The organism is Pseudomonas sp. FSL R10-1339 (assembly GCF_009600545.1).
Classification (GTDB): domain Bacteria; phylum Pseudomonadota; class Gammaproteobacteria; order Pseudomonadales; family Pseudomonadaceae; genus Aquipseudomonas; species Aquipseudomonas bubulae.
Genome location: NZ_WIVQ01000035.1, coordinates 1 through 16,831 on the forward strand (window position 1 = coordinate 1; position 16,831 = coordinate 16,831).

A 16,831-nucleotide genomic window follows, 5' to 3' on the forward strand; every position below is an offset into this window, starting at 1 on the left:
ACGCAGCAGGGCGCTGGCATCGAAACGCCGATTGGCAAAGCGGGTGGCAGACAACGCCACGGCCACGCCCGCCAGCAGCACCGCCACCAGGCTGGCCATGTTCAGGTAACGCTCGGCCTTGCCCAGCGCACCGCCGATCTGCTGGTTGCCGTCACGGCCGTCCAGGAGGCGCTGGTTGGCGTCCAGGCCAGGCTTGATCACCTGGCGATACGATTCCAGCGCCGGTGCTTCACCGCGCCACAGTTCGCGGTAGGTGACACGGCTGCCCGGTTGTACGATGCCGGTGGAGGCAAGGTCGTCCAGATTGATCAGTACTCGTGGGGTCAGGCTGTAAAGGTTGCCGGCCCGGTCGGGTTCGTAAGTCAGCACGCGGGTGATACGCACGGTTTTTGAACCGACATCGATTTCATCGCCGACCTTCAGGTCCAGCGCGGTCAGCAGTCGGGCTTCGGCCCAGGCCTCACCGGATTTGGGACCGCCCGCAGGCTGTTCTTCGGCATAGAGCTGCGGGGCGCTTTTCAGTTCGCCGCGCAACGGGTAGGCATCGTCTGCCGCCTTGATGCTGGAGAGCTGAATGCCATTGTCGGTGGCAATCACGCTGGCGAATTCGACCACCCGGGCGTGTTCGAGGCCCAGGTCGTTGCCGACCTTGATTTGTTCTTCACGGGCCGGGGCCGTGCCATCAAGCACCAGGTCGGCGCCGAGGAACTCGGTGGCACGCAACAACATCGCGCCATTGAGGCGGGCACCGAAGTAGCCGATGGCCGTGCTGGCCGCCACGGCGACCAGCAGGGCGAAGAACAGCACCCGCAGCTCGCCGGCGCGGGCATCGCGCAGTAATTGGCGTACGGCCAGACTCAGCATGCGCAACAGCGGCAGACGTGCCATCAGGGCTCCAGAGGGCCGACCAGATGGCCAGCTTCAAGACGGATCAGGCGCCGGCAACGATGGGCCAGGCGTTCGTCATGGGTCACCAGCACCAGGGTGGTGCCGTTTTCCTTGTTCAGTTCAAAGAGCAGGTCGGTGATGCGCTCGCCAGTGTGGCTGTCCAGGTTGCCGGTGGGTTCATCGGCAAACAGCACGTCGGGATTGGCGGCAAATGCCCGGGCAATGGCAACCCGTTGCTGCTCGCCGCCGGACAGCTGGCGTGGCGAGTGACTCAGGCGCTGGCCCAGGCCGACGCGTTCCAGCAGGTGGCGGGCATGCTCGCGGGCATCCTTGCGACCCTCCAGTTCCAGCGGCAGCATGACGTTTTCCAGGGCATTGAGGCTGTCGAGCAGCTGGAATGACTGGAACACAAAGCCCACGTGTTCGGCCCGCACCCGGGCGCGCTGGTCTTCGTCCAGGGTGCTCAGGGCTCGCCCGGCCAGGATTACTTCGCCCTGGCTGGGCAGGTCGAGGCCGGCGAGCAGGCCCAGCAGCGTCGATTTGCCTGAACCTGAGGCGCCGACAATCGCCAGGCTGTCGCCCTTGCTCAGTTCGAGGCTCAAGGAGTGCAGGATGGTTAACTCGCCTTCCGCGCTGGGAACCACTTTGCTAAGGTTCTGCGCGGTGAGAATACTTTCGCCCATGGAGAATCCAATGCGTGTGTGGTTTTTAAGTGTTGCTCTGGCCCTGATGTGCGTGGCACAGACGGCAACGGCGGGAACTGTCTTGATCGTCGGCGATAGTATCAGCGCGGCTTTCGGCCTGGATACCCGTCAGGGATGGGTGTCTTTGCTCGAACAGCGGCTCAGGGAGCAAGGCTACGACGACAAGGTGGTCAATGCTTCGATCAGTGGCGACACCAGCGCCGGAGGGCTGGCGCGGCTTCCTGCGCTGCTTGCAGAGCATAAACCGGATGTAGTGATTGTCGAGCTGGGTGGCAACGATGGCCTGCGCGGGCAGCTCCCTGCGCAATTGAAACAAAATCTTGCAGGAATGATCGATGCCTCGCAGCAGGCGGGTGCCAAGGTGTTGCTGTTGGGGATGCAATTGCCGCCCAATTATGGCGCGCGTTACACCCGGGCTTTTGCTGCGGTGTACAGCGAGCTGGGCAAGGAAAAAAACGTTGCCCTGGTGCCGTTTTTGCTTGAGGGCGTGGGCGGCAAGCCCGAACTGATGCAGGCCGATCGCATCCACCCGGCAGTCGGTGCGCAGGGGCTTTTGCTGGATAATGTGTGGCCGGCGTTAAAACCCCTGCTTTGATGCTTTTCTAGTGGCAGTGTTTCGGCTAAGGTGGCGCCCCCCCGATTTGGAGCCCTCGATGTCGCGTCCTGCCTGGTCTTTATATGCCTATCAACTGATCGAGCCCGATGAGCAGCTCGATCTGTTCGCCTGCCAGGAGGTACGGGTGCATCTGGTGACACGTCAACTGGAGCTGGGAGGCACCATTGACCGCACCTTGTGTGGCTCATTGCTGCCGGCGCAACCGCGTTGGTCGGATGTCACCCGCAAGGTGTTTCAGGACCACCGGTTATGCCCGCTGTGCCGGGCAATCATCGAGTCGCAGCGCCGGGGCACGGAGCCCATCTGGCCAGAGTTGCGCTTTGAACTATGATCTTACCTGTTTGATGCCCTGACCGGCTCACGCTCCCCGTGGGCGCGGTGTACACTCCCTTTTTTTGTCCCCCGTTGATTATGCGAAGGATGTTCCGGATGTTGTCGCGCCTACCTGCAGTTACCCGCTACCTGTCCGTTGCCGCACTTTGTGTTGCGGGTCCCGCGGTCGCGCTTGAATTCCCGCTGCCACCGCCTGGCGAAGATGTCGTTGGCGAAGTGCAGGTGATCAAAGGCAAGTACGAAGACTCCTTTGCCGACCTAGGTAACCAGTACGAGCTGGGCTATTCGGAAATGATCGCTGCCAACCCCGGGGTAGACGCCTGGCTGCCGGTCAAAAAGAACCCGGACGGCACCCTCGTCGATACCGATATCGTGTTGCCGACCCAGTTCATCCTGCCGCCGGGTAAGCGTGAGGGGATCGTGATCAACCTCGCCGAATACCGCCTGTATTATTATCCCAAGGACCAGAACAAGGTTTACACCTTCCCGCTGGGGATTGGCCGCGAAGGTTGGGGATCGCCCCTGGGGCAAACCAAAATCACCGCCAAGACGCCCAATCCGACCTGGACACCGCCGGCTTCGATCAAGGCCGAGCACGCCAAAAATGGTGACCCGCTGCCTAACGTGGTGCCCGCAGGCCCCGATAACCCGCTGGGTCCGTTCAAGTTCACCCTCGGCATGCCGGGCTACCTGATCCACGGCTCCAACGCCAAGTTCGGCATTGGCACGGGCACCAGCCACGGCTGCTTCCGCATGCTTAACCAGAACGTGCTGCAAATGGCGCAGATGGTGCCGGTGGGTACGCCGGTGCGGATCATCAACGAGCCGTACAAAATTGGCGTCAGTGGCGGCAAGGTGTTCCTTGAAGTTCACGAGCCGTTGAACGTGAAGGATGGTTCGTTGCTGGCCGTGAGCGACAAGTCGCACTTGACCCCTGAAGACTTGCAGAACAAGTACGCAGGCTTCATGAACTTCCTGCTCAAGCATCAGGACCTTGAAAACAGCATCCAGATAGACAAGGATCTGGCATTCCCGGTAGTGGGAGCAGAAACCGGCATACCTGCAGTAATAGGCACAACCAATACCGGTATGGCTACTGGCCAGTCGCTGGATTATGTGCAGTAAGCCGTACTGAACAAGCGCAATAAAAAGCCGCCCCGGTTAATACCCCTGGCGGCTTTTTTATTGCCTGTTTAGTGACCGGCAGGCAATAAAAAAGCCGACCTATAAATAGGTCGGCTTGATAACAGTCCCGAAGGACTATTACTTGCGGCTTGCTTTTTCAAGCATGCGCAGAGCGCGCTCGTTAGCTTCGTCAGCAGTCTGTTGTGCTTTTTGAGCAGCAGCCAGAGCTTCATCAGCTTTACGGTAGGCTTCGTCAGCACGAGCCTGGGAGCGAGCTGCTGCATCTTCAGTTGCAGTCAGACGGGCTTCAGTTTCTTTAGATACGCTGCTGCAACCGGTAGCCAGAACTGCGGCCAATGCCAGAGCAGAGAATTTCAGAACGTTGTTCATCGTGTTCCCCTTCAAGGATTTTCTAATTGAAGCTGTTCCTTCAAAGTGAGGAAACAGCCGGCGTACATAGTACCCATTACTTGTAGTAAGTAAAATGACCTAGCGCAAGAACCAAAAAAAATAATTGGCTGGCAATCTCGGTAGGCTAGCTTTAACAGATTGTGTTTGTAAAACAGTCAGTTTGGAGTGCCCTAAGTGGCATCAGAGTGATGGCGCAGCGTGACTTTAAGTGCGGTTGAACGTCATAGCCTCCACCTTCCGGAAAATGTTCAGGGCCGGGTCAAGGATGTCGGGCCGGCGAAACGTTGGTGCGGGCCTGATCTGCTGACAACTGGCTGCCCCGGGAAGTGAACATTTGCACTAGAGTGGCTACTCTCTAATCAGGCCTGCCGGCACATCCCGGGCTGGCAGCGCGTGCGTGATGGCGTAGTAGTTCCCTCGGCGGAAAAACATCAGTAAGGTAGGGGTCACACTACAAGACCCGCGAGGAGCAATGATGAGCGAGGCGTTGTCTATCCACCATGACCAGGCAGGTCACCAGTTTGAGACCACTGTCGACGGTCATCGTGCTTACCTGACCTACATGGATCTGGGTAAGCAGACTCTGGATATCTATCGCACGTTTGTGCCTAACGCCCTGCGTGGTCGGGGTATTGCGGCAGCCTTGACGGAGCAGGCGCTCGATTACGCAGACAAGATGGGCTATGAGGTGATTCCCTCATGTTCATACGTTGAGCGCTATATGGAACGCCACAAGCGCCCTCAGGCCAATACCTGAAGAACACGCACACAAAAACGCCGGGCATGCCCGGCGTTTTTGTGTGCGTCTGCAACCGTGCGGAACTGGCGCCAAACTATTGTGGGAGCGAGCAAGCCCGCTCCCACATGGGCTGTTAGCCGCGGGTGCGCTTTGGCAACACATCCTTGAGCTTGGCATGCATGCTGCGCAAGGTGGTCTCGGTAGCCGACCAGTCGATGCAGGCATCAGTGATCGACACGCCGTACTGCAAGTCTTCAAGGTTTTTAGGAATTGCCTGGCAGCCCCAGTTCAAGTGACTCTCAACCATCAGGCCGATAATCGACTGGTTGCCCTCGACGATCTGGTTGGCCACGTTTTCCATGACCAGCGGCTGCAGGGCCGGGTCCTTGTTGGAATTGGCGTGGCTGCAATCGACCATGATGTTCGGGGTGATCCTGGCCTTGGTCAGTGCCTGCTCGCAGAGCGCAACGCTGACGGAGTCATAGTTCGGTTTGCCGTTGCCGCCGCGCAATACCACATGACCGTAGGCATTGCCCTTGGTGGTGACGATCGACACGCCGCCTTCCTGGTTGATACCCAGGAAACGATGCGGGCTTGAAACCGACTGCAAGGCATTGATCGCAACCGTCAGGCCGCCATCGGTGCCGTTCTTGAAGCCTACGGCCGAAGACAGGCCGGACGCCATTTCACGGTGAGTCTGGGACTCAGTGGTGCGTGCGCCGATGGCCGACCAGCTGATGAGGTCCTGCAAGTACTGCGGGGAAATCGGGTCGAGGGCTTCAGTTGCGGTTGGCAGGCCCATTTCGGCCAGGTCCAGCAGCAGCTTGCGACCAATATGCAGACCGTCCTGGATCTTGAACGAGTCGTCCAGATACGGGTCGTTGATAAGGCCTTTCCAGCCCACGGTGGTACGGGGCTTTTCGAAATAAACCCGCATGACCAGATACAGCGTGTCGCTGACTTCAGCCGCAAGCACCTTCAGGCGCTCGGCGTATTCATGGGCAGCCTTGAGATCGTGAATCGAGCAAGGCCCGATGACAACGAACAGTCGATGGTCAGTGCCATCCAGGATGTTGCGAATCACCTCGCGCCCTTTGGTCACGGTCCGCAGCGCTGTTTCGCTGAGAGGAATCTCGCGTTTGAGCTGTTCAGGGGTGATCAGGGTTTCGTTGGAGGCAACGTTTAGGTCGTCGATCGGTAAATCAGCCATCGTGTTACTCGTCAGGTCACGGGTGCCGGCCGCCAGCGATCCCCGTGCGGCGGAGCACAGCTTGATTGAGCGCATCGGGGAGCCGAACCTTAACGCGTTATCCGGTAGGTCGACAATGGGCAGGTACAGCTTTAATCCAGCACGGCCTGCGCCATTGCGTGGTCCATGGTGGCTTGCGAGAACTCCACGGCGTGATGAGTGACCCATTCCAGAGCCAGGGCTTGCAGGTCCTGGGGGCAGGGGCTTTGTTGCTGCTGCAGGCGTGAGAAGTGTTCGATCTGACAGACCTGTTCGCCCATTCGCGCACCAAACAGGGTTTGTTCATCAATCAAGGCAACGCCGATGCGGTAACCCTCCTTGCGCTTTTCGCACCAGGCTATATAGCCCGGATAACGTGCGTTTTCCCCCAGGGTAGGCATGGACATATCAACGGCGGTGCCGCATCGCCAGCTTCTGTCGCTGTTGCATGCCACGCCGCCGAGGCTGATAGAGTGCAGCTTCTGGCGCGGCAGTGAAGGTTGGTTGCGTAGCGTTATCTCAACGGGAATATCATCTGGGTGAGGTAAAAAACGACCCATGAATTCGGACTCCAGGTGCCATTAAATTAGTATTGTCTTATGAGTATAGTGACTGCGATGGAACTGACTGACTTTGATGCCGACCAGCTACTGCTGGCACTTCCCGGCACCTCGCTGGTCATCTTTACCGGTGCGGGCTGTTCGGCGTGCCGAGTGGCCCGGCGCATGCTGCCCGACATGCAATTGCCCGTTGAACGGTTGTGCTGGATTGATGCCGGCAACAACGGCGGGTTGGTCGAGCGCTACGAAATTTTCCATCTGCCTAGCCTGTTTGTGGTGCACAACGGGGCCTTTTACGGTGAGTTGAAATCGCGCCTGAGCGAAGGTGAGCTGGCACATCATGTTCGGCTGGCCTTGATGCTTGAGCCTGACGAGCTACCGTGAAGCAACGTTTGAACCCGCTTTAGTGCTGTGGAGGCGATATGAGCAAAGGCTTAAAGGGCAAGCTGGTGCTGGCCATTTCTTCTCGGGCCCTGTTCGACTTGAGCGATAGCCATCAGGTGTACCTGGCCCAGGGGATCGAGGCGTACCGGCAATACCAGATCGAACATGAAGATGAAGTACTGGCCCCGGGGGATGCCTTTGCGCTGGTCAAGAAGCTCCTGAGCTTTAATGCCAGCCTTGGCCGGGAGCGGGTCGAGGTGGTGCTGGTCTCGCGTAACAGCGCCGATACCGGGCTGCGGGTGTTCAATTCGATCCAGCATTACGGCCTGAATATTTCCCGGGCAGCGTTCTCGGGCGGGCGCAACCCCCATCCCTATCTCAATGCTTTTGGTTGTGATCTGTTTTTGTCGACCCATGCCGAGGATGTGCGCAGTGCCCTGGATGCGGGTTTTGCAGCCGCAACCATTCTCTCGGGTGGCTCACTGCGTGCCGAAAGCAATGAACTGCGGATTGCCTTTGACGGTGATGCGGTGCTGTTTTCCGACGAGTCGGAGCGGGTTTTCCAGTCCGGAGGCCTGGAGGCATTTCAGTCCCTTGAGCGCGAATCTGCGCGCAATCCGCTGCGGGGCGGGCCCTTCAAGGGCTTTCTGGAGGCTTTAAACCTGTTGCAACGCGAGTTCCCCGATGACAACTGCCCGATTCGCACTGCGCTGGTCACTGCCCGTTCGGCTCCTGCCCATGAACGGGTGATCCGCACGTTGCGTGACTGGGACATTCGTCTGGATGAATCGCTTTTTCTGGGCGGGCTGGATAAATCGGCCTTTCTCGAAGCCTTTGCTGCGGATGTATTTTTTGATGACCAGGCCGGTCATTGCGAGAGGGCGCGCCAGGTGGTGGCGACCGGCCATGTGCCTCACGGCATCAGCAATGAATCCAGGGATTTCGCCCCCGAATAAGCATTGCCGGCGAGTTGCCGAGCGGAGCATCGCACTTGTCCCGACGCTGCTAAGCTCAACTTACTTCGTATATTGACGCTGTCGGGAAGGTCGCATGATTCGCTCAATCCTGTACGCCACTGACCTCGGCATTTACGCGCCCGTTGTGATGCAGCATGCGCTTGGAATGGCCCGCAGTTTCAGCGCCGATCTGTTTGTGTTGCATGTGGTTGAGCCCATGGGCCTGTTTGCCGAGTCGGTACTGCAGAGCTATCTCGATGAGCAGGCGTTGAGCGAGCTGCACCAGCAGGGCATGAGCACAATGCTTTCCAATATCGAGTTGCGGGTATTGGAGAGTCTTCGCGAAGAGTTGGCGGGGTGGGAACAGGAACTGGCCTTGATCCGATCGGTCAAGGTTATTCAAGGGGAGCCTTCACACGTCATTCTGGAGCAGTCGCAAAAGCTTTCAGTAGACCTGCTCATACTGGGCAGTCATGCCCAGCCCTCGGGGGGCGAATCGCATTTGGGGCGTACGGCCGCCCGAGTTATCGAGCTGGCCAAGATACCGGTGTATCTGGTGCCCCTGATGCAGCGCCGGCGCAGTGCTGATGTGTAAGGCTGATGAATCAATAAAAATGATAAAAAAGTTCTAGATTTCTTATTCCAACCTTCCATATAGTTATATATCGCCGCCGATGCCTTGGCGCCTATCAGCTTTGAGGGATGCATATGAAGCTTCAACAATTGCGCTACATCTGGGAAGTGGCGCACCACGACCTCAACGTTTCGGCCACCGCGCAGAGTCTTTACACCTCACAGCCGGGTATCAGCAAACAGATCCGCCTGCTTGAAGACGAACTGGGCGTCGAGGTATTTGCCCGCAGCGGCAAACATCTGACTCGCGTCACTCCGGCTGGCGAGCGCATCATCACGACCGCTGGCGAGATCCTGCGCAAGGTCGAAAGCATCAAGCAGATCGCCCAGGAATTCTCCAACGAGAAAAAGGGTACGCTGTCGATTGCCACCACCCACACCCAGGCGCGTTATGCATTGCCGCCGGTGATCAGCAACTTTATCAAGCAGTATCCGGACGTAGCCCTGCATATGCACCAGGGTTCGCCCATGCAGATCGCCGAGATGGCCGCCGATGGCACTGTCGATTTTGCCATTGCCACTGAAGCCCTTGAGCTGTTCGGCGACCTGGTGATGATGCCGTGCTACCGCTGGAATCGCTGCGTCGTGGTGCCTCAGGGTCACCCGCTGACCAAACTGCCAAAGCTGACCCTCGAAGCGCTGGCCGAATACCCGATCGTGACCTATGTGTTCGGCTTTACCGGTCGCTCCAAGCTCGACGAGGCGTTCAGCCATCGTGGCCTGACCCCTAAAGTGGTATTTACCGCTGCCGACGCCGACGTGATCAAAACCTATGTGCGTTTGGGCCTGGGTGTTGGCATCGTGGCCAAAATGGCCGTCGACACCAATCTGGATAAAGATCTGGTGGTCCTTGATGCCAGCGAGCTGTTCGAGTCCAGCATCACCAAAATCGGTTTCCGTCGTGGCACTTTCCTGCGCGGATTCATGTGCGACTTTATCGAGAAATTTGCCCCGCACCTCACCCGTGAAGTGATGGCCAAAGCGATTGCCTGCCACAACAAGCAAGAGCTGGAAGAGCTGTTTGAAGGCGTGGAATTGCCGGTTCACTGATTCGCCGGCCCTGTACTACCCCTGTGGGAGCGGGCTTGCCCGCGATGGCATCGACGCGATCTGATTCAAGGATCGCGCCGTCTGCATCGCGAGCAAGCCCGCTCCCACATTTGGTTCGCAGGGCTGTAATTGCTGCACACTGGCCAGGCGCTGGCTGAGCGCTTTATGGATATTTATTTAGTGCCCGCCAGAAACGCACTTATTTGAAACTAAGGGCTCCACTGACTTCCAGGAGCCCGGACATGAATCACCCCATCCATAGCACTTGCCCCGCCAGGCGCGCGTTGCGCACAGGGGGGATGAATGACGATACGCAAGGAAACGGTCCCGAAACACAGGCGTTGCTTAGACCAAGACCGGAGCTAAGCCCCAGATTTATCAGCGCCGATGACGCTGCGGTCTATGCCCATGACCTGATCGGCAACCGTCGTGACAAAGAGTACGGTGGTTTTATCCTGAGCAAGGACGGCCGGTTTTACGCGACATTGCCGGTGTGCAGCGACGGGAACCTGTTTCGTCCGTCCGATGTGCTTTCGCGAGCCTCTAATGGCGATATGGTGCCGCCGCAAGGCTACGTGCTTGAAGGCCTCTATCACTCACATGCAGCGTTCCAGCGAACAATTTTGGCAGGTGATCCCGAAAGCGAGTTGCAGGACAATTTTTTCTCGTTGATGGACTTGCGCATGGCCATAGCCTTTCGCCATAACTATCCGCGTTTGTACTTGTCCAGCGTGGATCAAAGCCTGATCTGCTATGCGGCCAGCGGCTCGGCCCAGGAGCTGGCGCTGGAACCGTTGCTGATGCTGGTACACCCGCAAACGCCTGATCACCTTGAGCAGTCGTATCCGCCTAGCATTTTTCTGCCCAGCCACCTGCTGTCGATGGTGCATGTCGCCGGGGAGCTGACTGTGGTGCTTGCGGGCTCGTTCTGGCGCAGGCGCGGCAGGATTTCCGCGGGGTGGCGGGAATGGCAGGCGCAAATCCTCTGGGAGGCCGACGTGCCGCCCATTTATGGGCCCGCTCTTGCCAGTGCCGATGCCGCTGCATTGTTTGCCCACAGCCAACTGAGCCAAGGTCGCCAGACCCAGCAGGCGGGCTTTATCCTCAAACATTCGCAAACTTCATCGTTTATTTGCACCCGGCCCCTGTCAACGGTCTACCGCACGTTCGACCGACCTGAGGTTTTTCCCAGGAACAGCGGCTGCATACCGCAATTGCCAGAGGGCTATCAGATGAACGCGGTGTATCACACGGCGGATGTCCATCGCTATACCGTGCCTGTGGCGCAGGCTCGCGTGTTGAGCGACTTTTTGAGCCCGGACAACCTGTGGGTCGATTTCTTATTGATGCAGGCGACCCCCGGCACACGTGCCTATTTTTCTGCACCGGAGGGGGCGTTATTGTCCTGTAGGCGCTTTTCGGAAGACGCCGAGCGCGAGTTGATCGCCAGCGTTACCCACCCGGATGACTTCACCAGCCCATTGGACAGGCAGTTGGCCCGGGGCCAAGTGGACGCAACGGCTTATGTGCGACGTGTCGCGGCTGCGTTTGTCCTCCAGGTGGTAAAGACAGACGCAGTCTGGACTCAGGCGGGCCAGGTCATGGACAACTGGGTGCCGTTTGCACCCGTTGTCGAATAAGCGGGTTATTGCTGCTCGACGTTGCGTGCGTGGCGATAGTCGCTGACCGCGTCATACACCGCCTTGCGCAGGCGGTTGATCCCGCCAATCGGCCGGTGTTCCTCAATGCCATGCCATGGGCTGAACGACAGGTTGTCACAAGCCAGATTCTGGCCTGGCGTGTCAAAGTCCTGAGCTGGCACCTTGACCCGTGCGACGGTTTCAAAGGGCGCGTCCGATTCTTTCCACTCGATGCTGGTGTCTTCGATCGGCATAAAACGATTGGCGTCCTGACGCTGGATCTGCAGCACAAAGCAGGCGGGCACCCGATCCGTTGACAGTTGCTGGTTCAAGGCGTTACGCAAAAAATTGGGCAGCGCCTCATTCTGCTTGGGCAGGCTGTAAGCCGGGCAACTGTCGGGGTCAGGGGCTACGCGGTACTTGGCATTGGCTGTGCCGAACTTGTAGGGCGACACAGAAAAATATGTCGTTTGTGTCGGGCTGGTCGGGGCAGGCGCCAGGGTAGCCAGGGCGATAAACAGATGGCGCACTTGCCAGCTGCGCGGGTCCCAGGACGGGAAAAACGCCAGGACCTTTTTGCCATCGGCTTGCGCGCCGATGTTCTGGCGGTATTCAGCGACATCGCTGACAAAGAAATTGGGATGGTTGAACATCACAAAGTCCTGCTCGGTGCGCCCTTGCTGGCCTGGCATCAGTTGAGTACCGGGCACGTCCTGCAACTTGATGGCCATGCCGCGGGCATCGCGAATGCTGTCGAACTGCGGGTAGGCGTTGCCATTGGACAGGCGCATCACCGCTTGCCAGGTTTTGCCCGGCGTGGCAAACACACCCTGGCGCAGCGCCGGGTCGAGGTCGGCGAGCACCTCGACTTCGGCCTTGACGCAGCCGTGGGCCTTGGCATGGGCATCGCGCAAGTAGCGGGTGTTTTCGCGGTGCTGGTCGACGATGCGGATTGCGGTCTGGATGGTGTCCCGGGTCATGGCGGCTTCACCGTCCGGGATCTGCTCGCGCGCCGAAACCGGCCCGCGATGTTGCCAGGCGTACCAGCCGGAGGCCAGCGCCCAACCGAGCAAGCCCAGGGCAACGAGCAGTAAAAGCAGCTTGCCCAGCCATTTGCCGAGTCGAAGCCAGAAAGTGGTCAGCATGCAAACATCCTTTTAGCGATTTTTTTCAGATGACGGAGATCTTTCATGGCTGTGGCAATTCCTGCTCAAGAGGACCGCCGAGCACTTTCAGGTACTCCAGCAATGCCCAGCGTTCTTCGGGTTGCAGCAGCCGCCCGATGACCCCGTTGCCGCGAGGGCCGGCGCGGAACTCGTGACCGCTGTTGTGGTTGCCGCTGATGCGGGTGTCGAGTACAAAACCGCCGTCAAAGGCCTCGGTGCGATAGCCCAGGTGGCGCGGGTCATATTCAAAACTGCCGCGATAAAAGGTCTGATCACGCTCGGCCTGAGGCGAGAGCAATTGGTACACCGTAGGCACCGAACCATTGTGCAGGAAGGGTGCTGTGGCCCAGATCCCGTCCAGCGGCCGCGCCTTGTAGGCACGCACCTCCAATACGCCGATCGGCAAGCCAAAGCCGTTGAGGCGATCCTGTTCTTCGGGGCCGATATTGGCATCGTGATAGGCACGCTTTTCAACAAAGGCGGTGACATAGGCCAGGCCCTTGGCCACAGACAGCTTGCTCATGTCCAGAGGTGCGTCGGTCCTGGGGTACAGGTCGACGTTCATCCTGGCCAGCTCCTCTGCGTCCCATTGCAGCGCACTGAGGTCGTAGCGGTTGTCGGCGATATTATTGGCGGTATTGGGGTCGGTACCGATCACTTCCACAGGCAGCAACTTGAGTTGCTTGACCATCCGCCCGTTTTCTTCAACTTCAGGCGGCACATGGCAACCGGCGCAGTTTTCGCTGAACAGGGTTCGACCCTTGGCCGCCAGTGGGCGGTCAATTTTACCGAACAGCGCTTCAGGCCAGACCGGTGGTTTGAGCTTTTGCAGGGTTTCTTCGATCAGGTGCAGATCGTTGACGCGAACACTGGACGGATAACGGGCATCGCCCTGCAGGGGTTGGCCATGTTTGTCGAAAAAGTTCAGGGTCGCGCCCACGCCAAGCGCCTCACCGATGTTGCGTGCCATCGGCTGCTTGGCTGACCCGTTCCACTGCACCCAGTCGAAGGTCCACATGTCCCACAGGTGCGGATAGTCTACCGGGGCATTGGCCACGCGATAGTTGTCGGGGGAAATCGCGTCGCCGAAACTGGCGTTGGCGATCCGGCCGAAGGCATCGGTACGGCCCGGGCCTTCGAGTGTCGGATAAAGGCCGCGATGGGTATCGTTCCAGGCCACGCCAAGGAAGGTGTCCAGCGATGCCTTGAAGTCCTTGCGCAGTTGCTGGTGCTGCGCATCATATTGATCGCCCAGTACGGTGCGGGCGAATCGTTCGAATTTCCACGGGTTGTAGTAGGTCGCTGCGAGGCTGGCGACCAGCGCCTGGCCGAAGCTGCCGCCGCGCAGGGTTGGCACGCTCGATGGCAGCACATGCTGTGCCGGAGCCCCGTCAATGCGCACCGCCTGGCCTTTGAAACGCAATTCGCCGGTGTGGCAGGCCGCGCAGGTGATATCCAGATACTCCACGTTGCTGCCGGGGTTCTGGTGGCGGGTAAAGCCTACTGGCAGGTTACCCGGGTTGGCAGCACTGGCCTGCTGCTTGGGGTCCACCAGAAAGCCGAAGCGCGCCAGGTACTCGGGGGCCGCGAAGGGTTGTTTGGAAAACGGCAGCTCCAGGGCGCTGAACCAGTCGTAATGCAGGCCTTTAACCTGAGTGCCCTGGGGGGTGTAGTAGTAGGTCTGGCGCTCAGCAGGACTCCACTGATCCAGGTAGTGCAGTTGCTGCACAGGCTGGTAGGCTGGCAGTTTTGGATTGGCAACAAAATAGATCACCAGGCCAAGGCCCATGGCTACAGCCACCAGCAGCCCCAGCAGAACACGGTAAAACAGACGCACAGTAACGCTCCTTGTAAAAATAATTACAGCCTTATGCCTCAGCTGCGGTCAGGCATCAAGAGAGCAGGGGGGTGCATTGCCGGGTTTACCGATGTGTTAACAAAAGTTGCGGCTAAAATGAATTGTTATTAATGCATGAACTTATCCACCAATTGCCTCTCTTATGCCGGTAGCCATTGGTCGCGGCCGCCTGATAAGCTCGCGGCTTTATTCGATTGCCCATTTGGCGCATGAACAAGGAAATAGCATGAAACAGCATCGGTTGGCGGCAGCTGTGGCCCTGGTAAGCCTGGTACTGGCGGGTTGTGATTCGCAGACCAGCGTAGAGCTGAAAACTCCGGCGCAAAAAGCCTCGTACGGCATTGGCCTGAACATGGGCAAGAGCCTGGCTCAAGAAGGCATGGATGATCTGGATTCCAAGGCCGTAGCCCAGGGCATCGAAGATGCCGTCGGCAAAAAAGAGCAAAAGCTTAAGGATGACGAACTGATCGAAGCGTTCGCAGCCCTGCAAAAACGTGCCGAAGAACGTCTGACCAAAATGAGTGAAGAAGCCTCTGCGGCAGGCAAAAAATTCCTCGAAGAAAATGGCAAGAAGGCCGGTGTTGTCACTACCGCTTCCGGCTTGCAGTACGAAGTTATCAAGAAAGCCGATGGCCCTCAGCCAAAAGCTACCGACGTAGTCACTGTTCACTATGAAGGCAAACTGATCGACGGCAAGGTGTTCGACAGCTCGGTTGAGCGCGGCAGCCCGATTGATTTGCCGGTTAGCGGCGTGATCCCGGGTTGGGTTGAAGGCCTGCAACTGATGCACGTTGGCGAGAAGTACAAGCTGTATATCCCTAGCGAACTGGCTTACGGCGCGCAAAGCCCGAGCCCGGCTATCCCGGCCAATTCGGTGCTGGTATTCGACCTGGAGCTGCTGGGCATCAAAGACCCTGCAAAACCGGCACAAGACGCTGCCCAGTAAGCAGCTTCTGGTACAGGCAACGCCCCGTCTCGACGGGGCGTTGTCGTTTATGTAGTCCACCTTTTGTTTCTGTAGGCTTTGTCCTGCAGTATTTTCAATACCCATAAGTTCTCTTGGCTAGTAGTTGCTGACTGCCAAGTCAATGAATTTATGGGTTTTTTTATGTGTGTAAAAAATGCCCGATCTGAGTACAGCCCTTATGGGACGGGCCTTTCAGGGTTGAAAAACAGCTCTGTTCACAAGGTTATCCACAATTTGTGTGGATAACATTTTCAGCAAATGACGGCTTTTTCGGTTGTTTTCACAAATTATTCACTTTTGAGTGAAAACCCCAGAGACCTTCGCGGCTGATAGGATTAAGCTCAAAGGGAAAGTTCTGACTCGATTTACGAAAAAAGTCTGACGGGGTTTAGTAATGGATCTTCAAATCATCAAGCGTAATGGTGAGCCTGAATACGCCGTTCTTTCATGGGAGAGTTATCAGGCACTGCTCAAGGCTGCTGGAGTCCAGGAGCCAGTTGCCGAGCCTGACAAGGATCTGCAGCCACCGGCACCCGAGCAGGTGCACCCCGGACTCGATCAGTTGCGTCACTTGCGCGAGAACAAGGGCCTGGCCCTTGAGGTGCTGGCACGCACGGTAGGCATTAGTCCGTCATATCTGGGAATGATCGAAACCGGCGAGCGTCTGCCAGACCTCGCTATCCGTCGCAGCTTGGCCTGGGAGCTTGGTATCGCAGGCTGGAGGGAAGCATCATGAACGTGCGCATCAGTCGTCAACACTGGGATGGGTTGTTGGCTGAACTCGATCAGGCGCGTCGACAGCGCCACTTGCTGACTTACCGTGCATTACTGGAACGGTTGCAATTGCCGAGCCCCGCCATGTTGACCCTCACCGCCGCACTTGAACATCTGGCGGCGATGGATGCCAAGGCCGATCAGCCATTGCGCAGTTCGTTGGTGATCAGCCAGGGTGCAAGCCGTCTGCCACGTACCGGTTTTTTCGAATGCGTGGAGCGCCTCGGGCGTTTCCCCGGCCCGCCGGACGGGATTGCCGCTGCGTCCTGGCATGCCTCTGAGGTGGTGCGGGTGTTCGAGTATGTTTACGAGCACGAGGAGGCTTGAGTGCTCTGGCGGCTCAAGGCGCGCCTGAGTTACTGGCTGGCGCGCAAGTTGTTTCACTGGCCATGGTGTGTCCGTCAGCCGCGTATCTGGCGCTGGATGGAGGGCCAGTTCGCACGCATGGCCAACCTCGGCAGCACCAGTGCCCAAAGTTTCTACGGCCATATCCTGGCCTTTCGCGGTCAAGGGATGGGCGCCAGGGAGGAGGGGGTGCGTTTGTTGCGTCTGGCGGCACTCAGTGGTGACGCCAAGGCAGCCTACCAGGTAGGCGTTTTCAGCCTGGCAGGGACGCTGAGCAAGACGCCTGACGCTGCCGAGGCTGCACGCTGGTGGACGATGGCGGCAAAAGCCGGGCACCCGCTGGCAGGGCACAAGCTGGCGGTGCTGTATCAACAGGGTGGCCCGGGGTTGATGGCTGACCCGCAGATGGCCAGGCTTTACCGTTAGCCAATAAAAAGGGCGGCCCGCATCATGC

At 58.4% G+C, this 16,831-nt stretch carries 20 protein-coding genes; 13 read left to right on the forward strand and 7 right to left on the reverse strand.

The genetic code is table 11. The annotated features are described in order from the left end of the window. Both GHO03_RS12580 and GHO03_RS12585 read right to left on the reverse strand, forming a co-directional pair. Positions 1-888 (reverse strand): ABC transporter permease (locus GHO03_RS12580; RefSeq protein ID WP_372241735.1); only part of this gene is annotated, 888 nt, incomplete at its 3' end. Beyond that, positions 888-1,571 (reverse strand): ABC transporter ATP-binding protein, encoded by a 684-nt coding sequence (locus GHO03_RS12585; protein WP_095002151.1) that lies wholly within the window; start codon positions 1,569-1,571, stop codon positions 888-890. The genes GHO03_RS12580 and GHO03_RS12585, both read right to left, overlap by 1 nt. Positions 1,572-1,581: 10 nt before the next feature. On the opposite strand from GHO03_RS12585, the gene GHO03_RS12590 reads away from it, so the two are divergent. The 3 genes from GHO03_RS12590 to GHO03_RS12600 all read left to right on the forward strand — a co-directional run bounded on the left by GHO03_RS12590 (position 1,582) and on the right by GHO03_RS12600 (position 3,666). Continuing rightward, positions 1,582-2,187 carry an arylesterase gene (locus GHO03_RS12590; protein ID WP_095002150.1) on the forward strand — a complete coding sequence of 202 codons (606 nt, stop codon included), beginning with the start codon at positions 1,582-1,584 and terminating at the stop codon, positions 2,185-2,187. A 58-nt stretch (positions 2,188-2,245) separates the two neighbouring features. Continuing rightward, positions 2,246-2,539 (forward strand): hypothetical protein, encoded by a 294-nt coding sequence (locus tag GHO03_RS12595; protein WP_003446817.1) that lies wholly within the window; start codon positions 2,246-2,248, stop codon positions 2,537-2,539. A gap of 98 nt (positions 2,540-2,637) precedes the next feature. Next, on the forward strand, positions 2,638-3,666 hold the full coding sequence (locus GHO03_RS12600) for a L,D-transpeptidase family protein (protein WP_095002149.1): 1,029 nt from the start codon (positions 2,638-2,640) through the stop codon (positions 3,664-3,666). 138 nt (positions 3,667-3,804) lie between these two features. Here GHO03_RS12600 and oprI read toward each other — a convergent pair whose 3' ends face one another. Next, positions 3,805-4,056 carry an outer membrane lipoprotei OprI gene (oprI, locus tag GHO03_RS12605; protein WP_003172710.1) on the reverse strand — a complete coding sequence of 84 codons (252 nt, stop codon included), beginning with the start codon at positions 4,054-4,056 and terminating at the stop codon, positions 3,805-3,807. 496 nt (positions 4,057-4,552) lie between these two features. Between oprI and GHO03_RS12610 the strand changes: the two genes are divergently transcribed. Then, on the forward strand, positions 4,553-4,834 hold the full coding sequence (locus GHO03_RS12610; RefSeq protein ID WP_019827604.1) for a GNAT family N-acetyltransferase: 282 nt from the start codon (positions 4,553-4,555) through the stop codon (positions 4,832-4,834). A 115-nt stretch (positions 4,835-4,949) separates the two neighbouring features. Here the strand turns inward: GHO03_RS12610 and GHO03_RS12615 are convergent, their stop codons facing one another. Together GHO03_RS12615 and GHO03_RS12620 are read right to left on the reverse strand one after the other, a co-directional pair. Continuing rightward, complete coding sequence (locus tag GHO03_RS12615; protein WP_095002271.1) at positions 4,950-6,026, reverse strand: 3-deoxy-7-phosphoheptulonate synthase; 1,077 nt, start codon at positions 6,024-6,026, stop codon at positions 4,950-4,952. A 131-nt stretch (positions 6,027-6,157) separates the two neighbouring features. Continuing rightward, positions 6,158-6,604: a PilZ domain-containing protein gene (locus GHO03_RS12620; protein ID WP_095002147.1), complete on the reverse strand. Its 447-nt coding sequence runs from the start codon at positions 6,602-6,604 to the stop codon at positions 6,158-6,160. A gap of 57 nt (positions 6,605-6,661) precedes the next feature. Between GHO03_RS12620 and GHO03_RS12625 the strand changes: the two genes are divergently transcribed. The 5 genes from GHO03_RS12625 to GHO03_RS12645 all read left to right on the forward strand — a co-directional run bounded on the left by GHO03_RS12625 (position 6,662) and on the right by GHO03_RS12645 (position 11,267). Next, on the forward strand, positions 6,662-6,988 hold the full coding sequence (locus tag GHO03_RS12625; protein WP_095020265.1) for a thioredoxin family protein: 327 nt from the start codon (positions 6,662-6,664) through the stop codon (positions 6,986-6,988). A gap of 38 nt (positions 6,989-7,026) precedes the next feature. Next, the gene (locus tag GHO03_RS12630) at positions 7,027-7,944 is read left to right on the forward strand and encodes a 5'-nucleotidase (RefSeq protein ID WP_095002145.1); all 918 of its coding nucleotides are present in this window, start codon (positions 7,027-7,029) and stop codon (positions 7,942-7,944) included. A 94-nt stretch (positions 7,945-8,038) separates the two neighbouring features. Next, the gene (locus GHO03_RS12635; RefSeq protein ID WP_095002144.1) at positions 8,039-8,539 is read left to right on the forward strand and encodes a universal stress protein; all 501 of its coding nucleotides are present in this window, start codon (positions 8,039-8,041) and stop codon (positions 8,537-8,539) included. A 113-nt stretch (positions 8,540-8,652) separates the two neighbouring features. Further along, positions 8,653-9,627 carry an HTH-type transcriptional regulator CysB gene (gene cysB / locus GHO03_RS12640; RefSeq protein WP_016780131.1) on the forward strand — a complete coding sequence of 325 codons (975 nt, stop codon included), beginning with the start codon at positions 8,653-8,655 and terminating at the stop codon, positions 9,625-9,627. A gap of 242 nt (positions 9,628-9,869) precedes the next feature. Continuing rightward, positions 9,870-11,267, forward strand: coding sequence for a DUF4329 domain-containing protein (locus tag GHO03_RS12645; RefSeq protein ID WP_153399916.1), 1,398 nt, complete (start codon positions 9,870-9,872; stop codon positions 11,265-11,267). Between the two features lie 5 nt (positions 11,268-11,272). Here the strand turns inward: GHO03_RS12645 and GHO03_RS12650 are convergent, their stop codons facing one another. Then, positions 11,273-12,412 (reverse strand): catalase family protein, encoded by a 1,140-nt coding sequence (locus GHO03_RS12650; RefSeq protein ID WP_133144920.1) that lies wholly within the window; start codon positions 12,410-12,412, stop codon positions 11,273-11,275. A 43-nt stretch (positions 12,413-12,455) separates the two neighbouring features. Next, positions 12,456-14,270 (reverse strand): di-heme-cytochrome C peroxidase, encoded by a 1,815-nt coding sequence (locus tag GHO03_RS12655; protein WP_095002142.1) that lies wholly within the window; start codon positions 14,268-14,270, stop codon positions 12,456-12,458. 247 nt (positions 14,271-14,517) lie between these two features. On the opposite strand from GHO03_RS12655, the gene GHO03_RS12660 reads away from it, so the two are divergent. The 4 genes from GHO03_RS12660 to GHO03_RS12675 all read left to right on the forward strand — a co-directional run bounded on the left by GHO03_RS12660 (position 14,518) and on the right by GHO03_RS12675 (position 16,803). After that, positions 14,518-15,237: an FKBP-type peptidyl-prolyl cis-trans isomerase gene (locus GHO03_RS12660; RefSeq protein ID WP_095002141.1), complete on the forward strand. Its 720-nt coding sequence runs from the start codon at positions 14,518-14,520 to the stop codon at positions 15,235-15,237. A gap of 415 nt (positions 15,238-15,652) precedes the next feature. After that, positions 15,653-15,994, forward strand: a complete 342-nt coding sequence (locus tag GHO03_RS12665; RefSeq protein WP_095019103.1) for a helix-turn-helix transcriptional regulator — start codon at positions 15,653-15,655, stop codon at positions 15,992-15,994. After that, positions 15,991-16,359, forward strand: a complete 369-nt coding sequence (locus GHO03_RS12670) for a hypothetical protein (protein ID WP_095002139.1) — start codon at positions 15,991-15,993, stop codon at positions 16,357-16,359. The genes GHO03_RS12665 and GHO03_RS12670 overlap by 4 nt, the downstream gene beginning before the upstream one ends. Continuing rightward, complete coding sequence (locus GHO03_RS12675) at positions 16,360-16,803, forward strand: tetratricopeptide repeat protein (protein ID WP_095019105.1); 444 nt, start codon at positions 16,360-16,362, stop codon at positions 16,801-16,803. The last annotated feature ends 28 nt before the right edge of the window (positions 16,804-16,831 follow it).

Bases quoted from the DNA above. Each gene is read 5' to 3' on its own strand.
- GHO03_RS12645 (WP_153399916.1), top strand. From the start codon at position 9,870: ATGAATCACCCCATCCATAGCACTTGCCCCGCCAGGCGCGCGTTGCGC.
- GHO03_RS12650 (WP_133144920.1), bottom strand. From the start codon at position 12,412: ATGCTGACCACTTTCTGGCTTCGACTCGGCAAATGGCTGGGCAAGCTG.
- GHO03_RS12620 (WP_095002147.1), bottom strand. From the start codon at position 6,604: ATGGGTCGTTTTTTACCTCACCCAGATGATATTCCCGTTGAGATAACG.
- GHO03_RS12625 (WP_095020265.1), top strand. From the start codon at position 6,662: ATGGAACTGACTGACTTTGATGCCGACCAGCTACTGCTGGCACTTCCC.
- GHO03_RS12600 (WP_095002149.1), top strand. From the start codon at position 2,638: ATGTTGTCGCGCCTACCTGCAGTTACCCGCTACCTGTCCGTTGCCGCA.
- GHO03_RS12630 (WP_095002145.1), top strand. From the start codon at position 7,027: ATGAGCAAAGGCTTAAAGGGCAAGCTGGTGCTGGCCATTTCTTCTCGG.
- GHO03_RS12615 (WP_095002271.1), bottom strand. From the start codon at position 6,026: ATGGCTGATTTACCGATCGACGACCTAAACGTTGCCTCCAACGAAACC.
- GHO03_RS12660 (WP_095002141.1), top strand. From the start codon at position 14,518: ATGAAACAGCATCGGTTGGCGGCAGCTGTGGCCCTGGTAAGCCTGGTA.
- GHO03_RS12610 (WP_019827604.1), top strand. From the start codon at position 4,553: ATGAGCGAGGCGTTGTCTATCCACCATGACCAGGCAGGTCACCAGTTT.
- GHO03_RS12595 (WP_003446817.1), top strand. From the start codon at position 2,246: ATGTCGCGTCCTGCCTGGTCTTTATATGCCTATCAACTGATCGAGCCC.
- oprI (WP_003172710.1), bottom strand. From the start codon at position 4,056: ATGAACAACGTTCTGAAATTCTCTGCTCTGGCATTGGCCGCAGTTCTG.
- GHO03_RS12590 (WP_095002150.1), top strand. From the start codon at position 1,582: ATGCGTGTGTGGTTTTTAAGTGTTGCTCTGGCCCTGATGTGCGTGGCA.
- cysB (WP_016780131.1), top strand. From the start codon at position 8,653: ATGAAGCTTCAACAATTGCGCTACATCTGGGAAGTGGCGCACCACGAC.
- GHO03_RS12585 (WP_095002151.1), bottom strand. From the start codon at position 1,571: ATGGGCGAAAGTATTCTCACCGCGCAGAACCTTAGCAAAGTGGTTCCC.
- GHO03_RS12665 (WP_095019103.1), top strand. From the start codon at position 15,653: ATGGATCTTCAAATCATCAAGCGTAATGGTGAGCCTGAATACGCCGTT.
- GHO03_RS12670 (WP_095002139.1), top strand. From the start codon at position 15,991: ATGAACGTGCGCATCAGTCGTCAACACTGGGATGGGTTGTTGGCTGAA.
- GHO03_RS12635 (WP_095002144.1), top strand. From the start codon at position 8,039: ATGATTCGCTCAATCCTGTACGCCACTGACCTCGGCATTTACGCGCCC.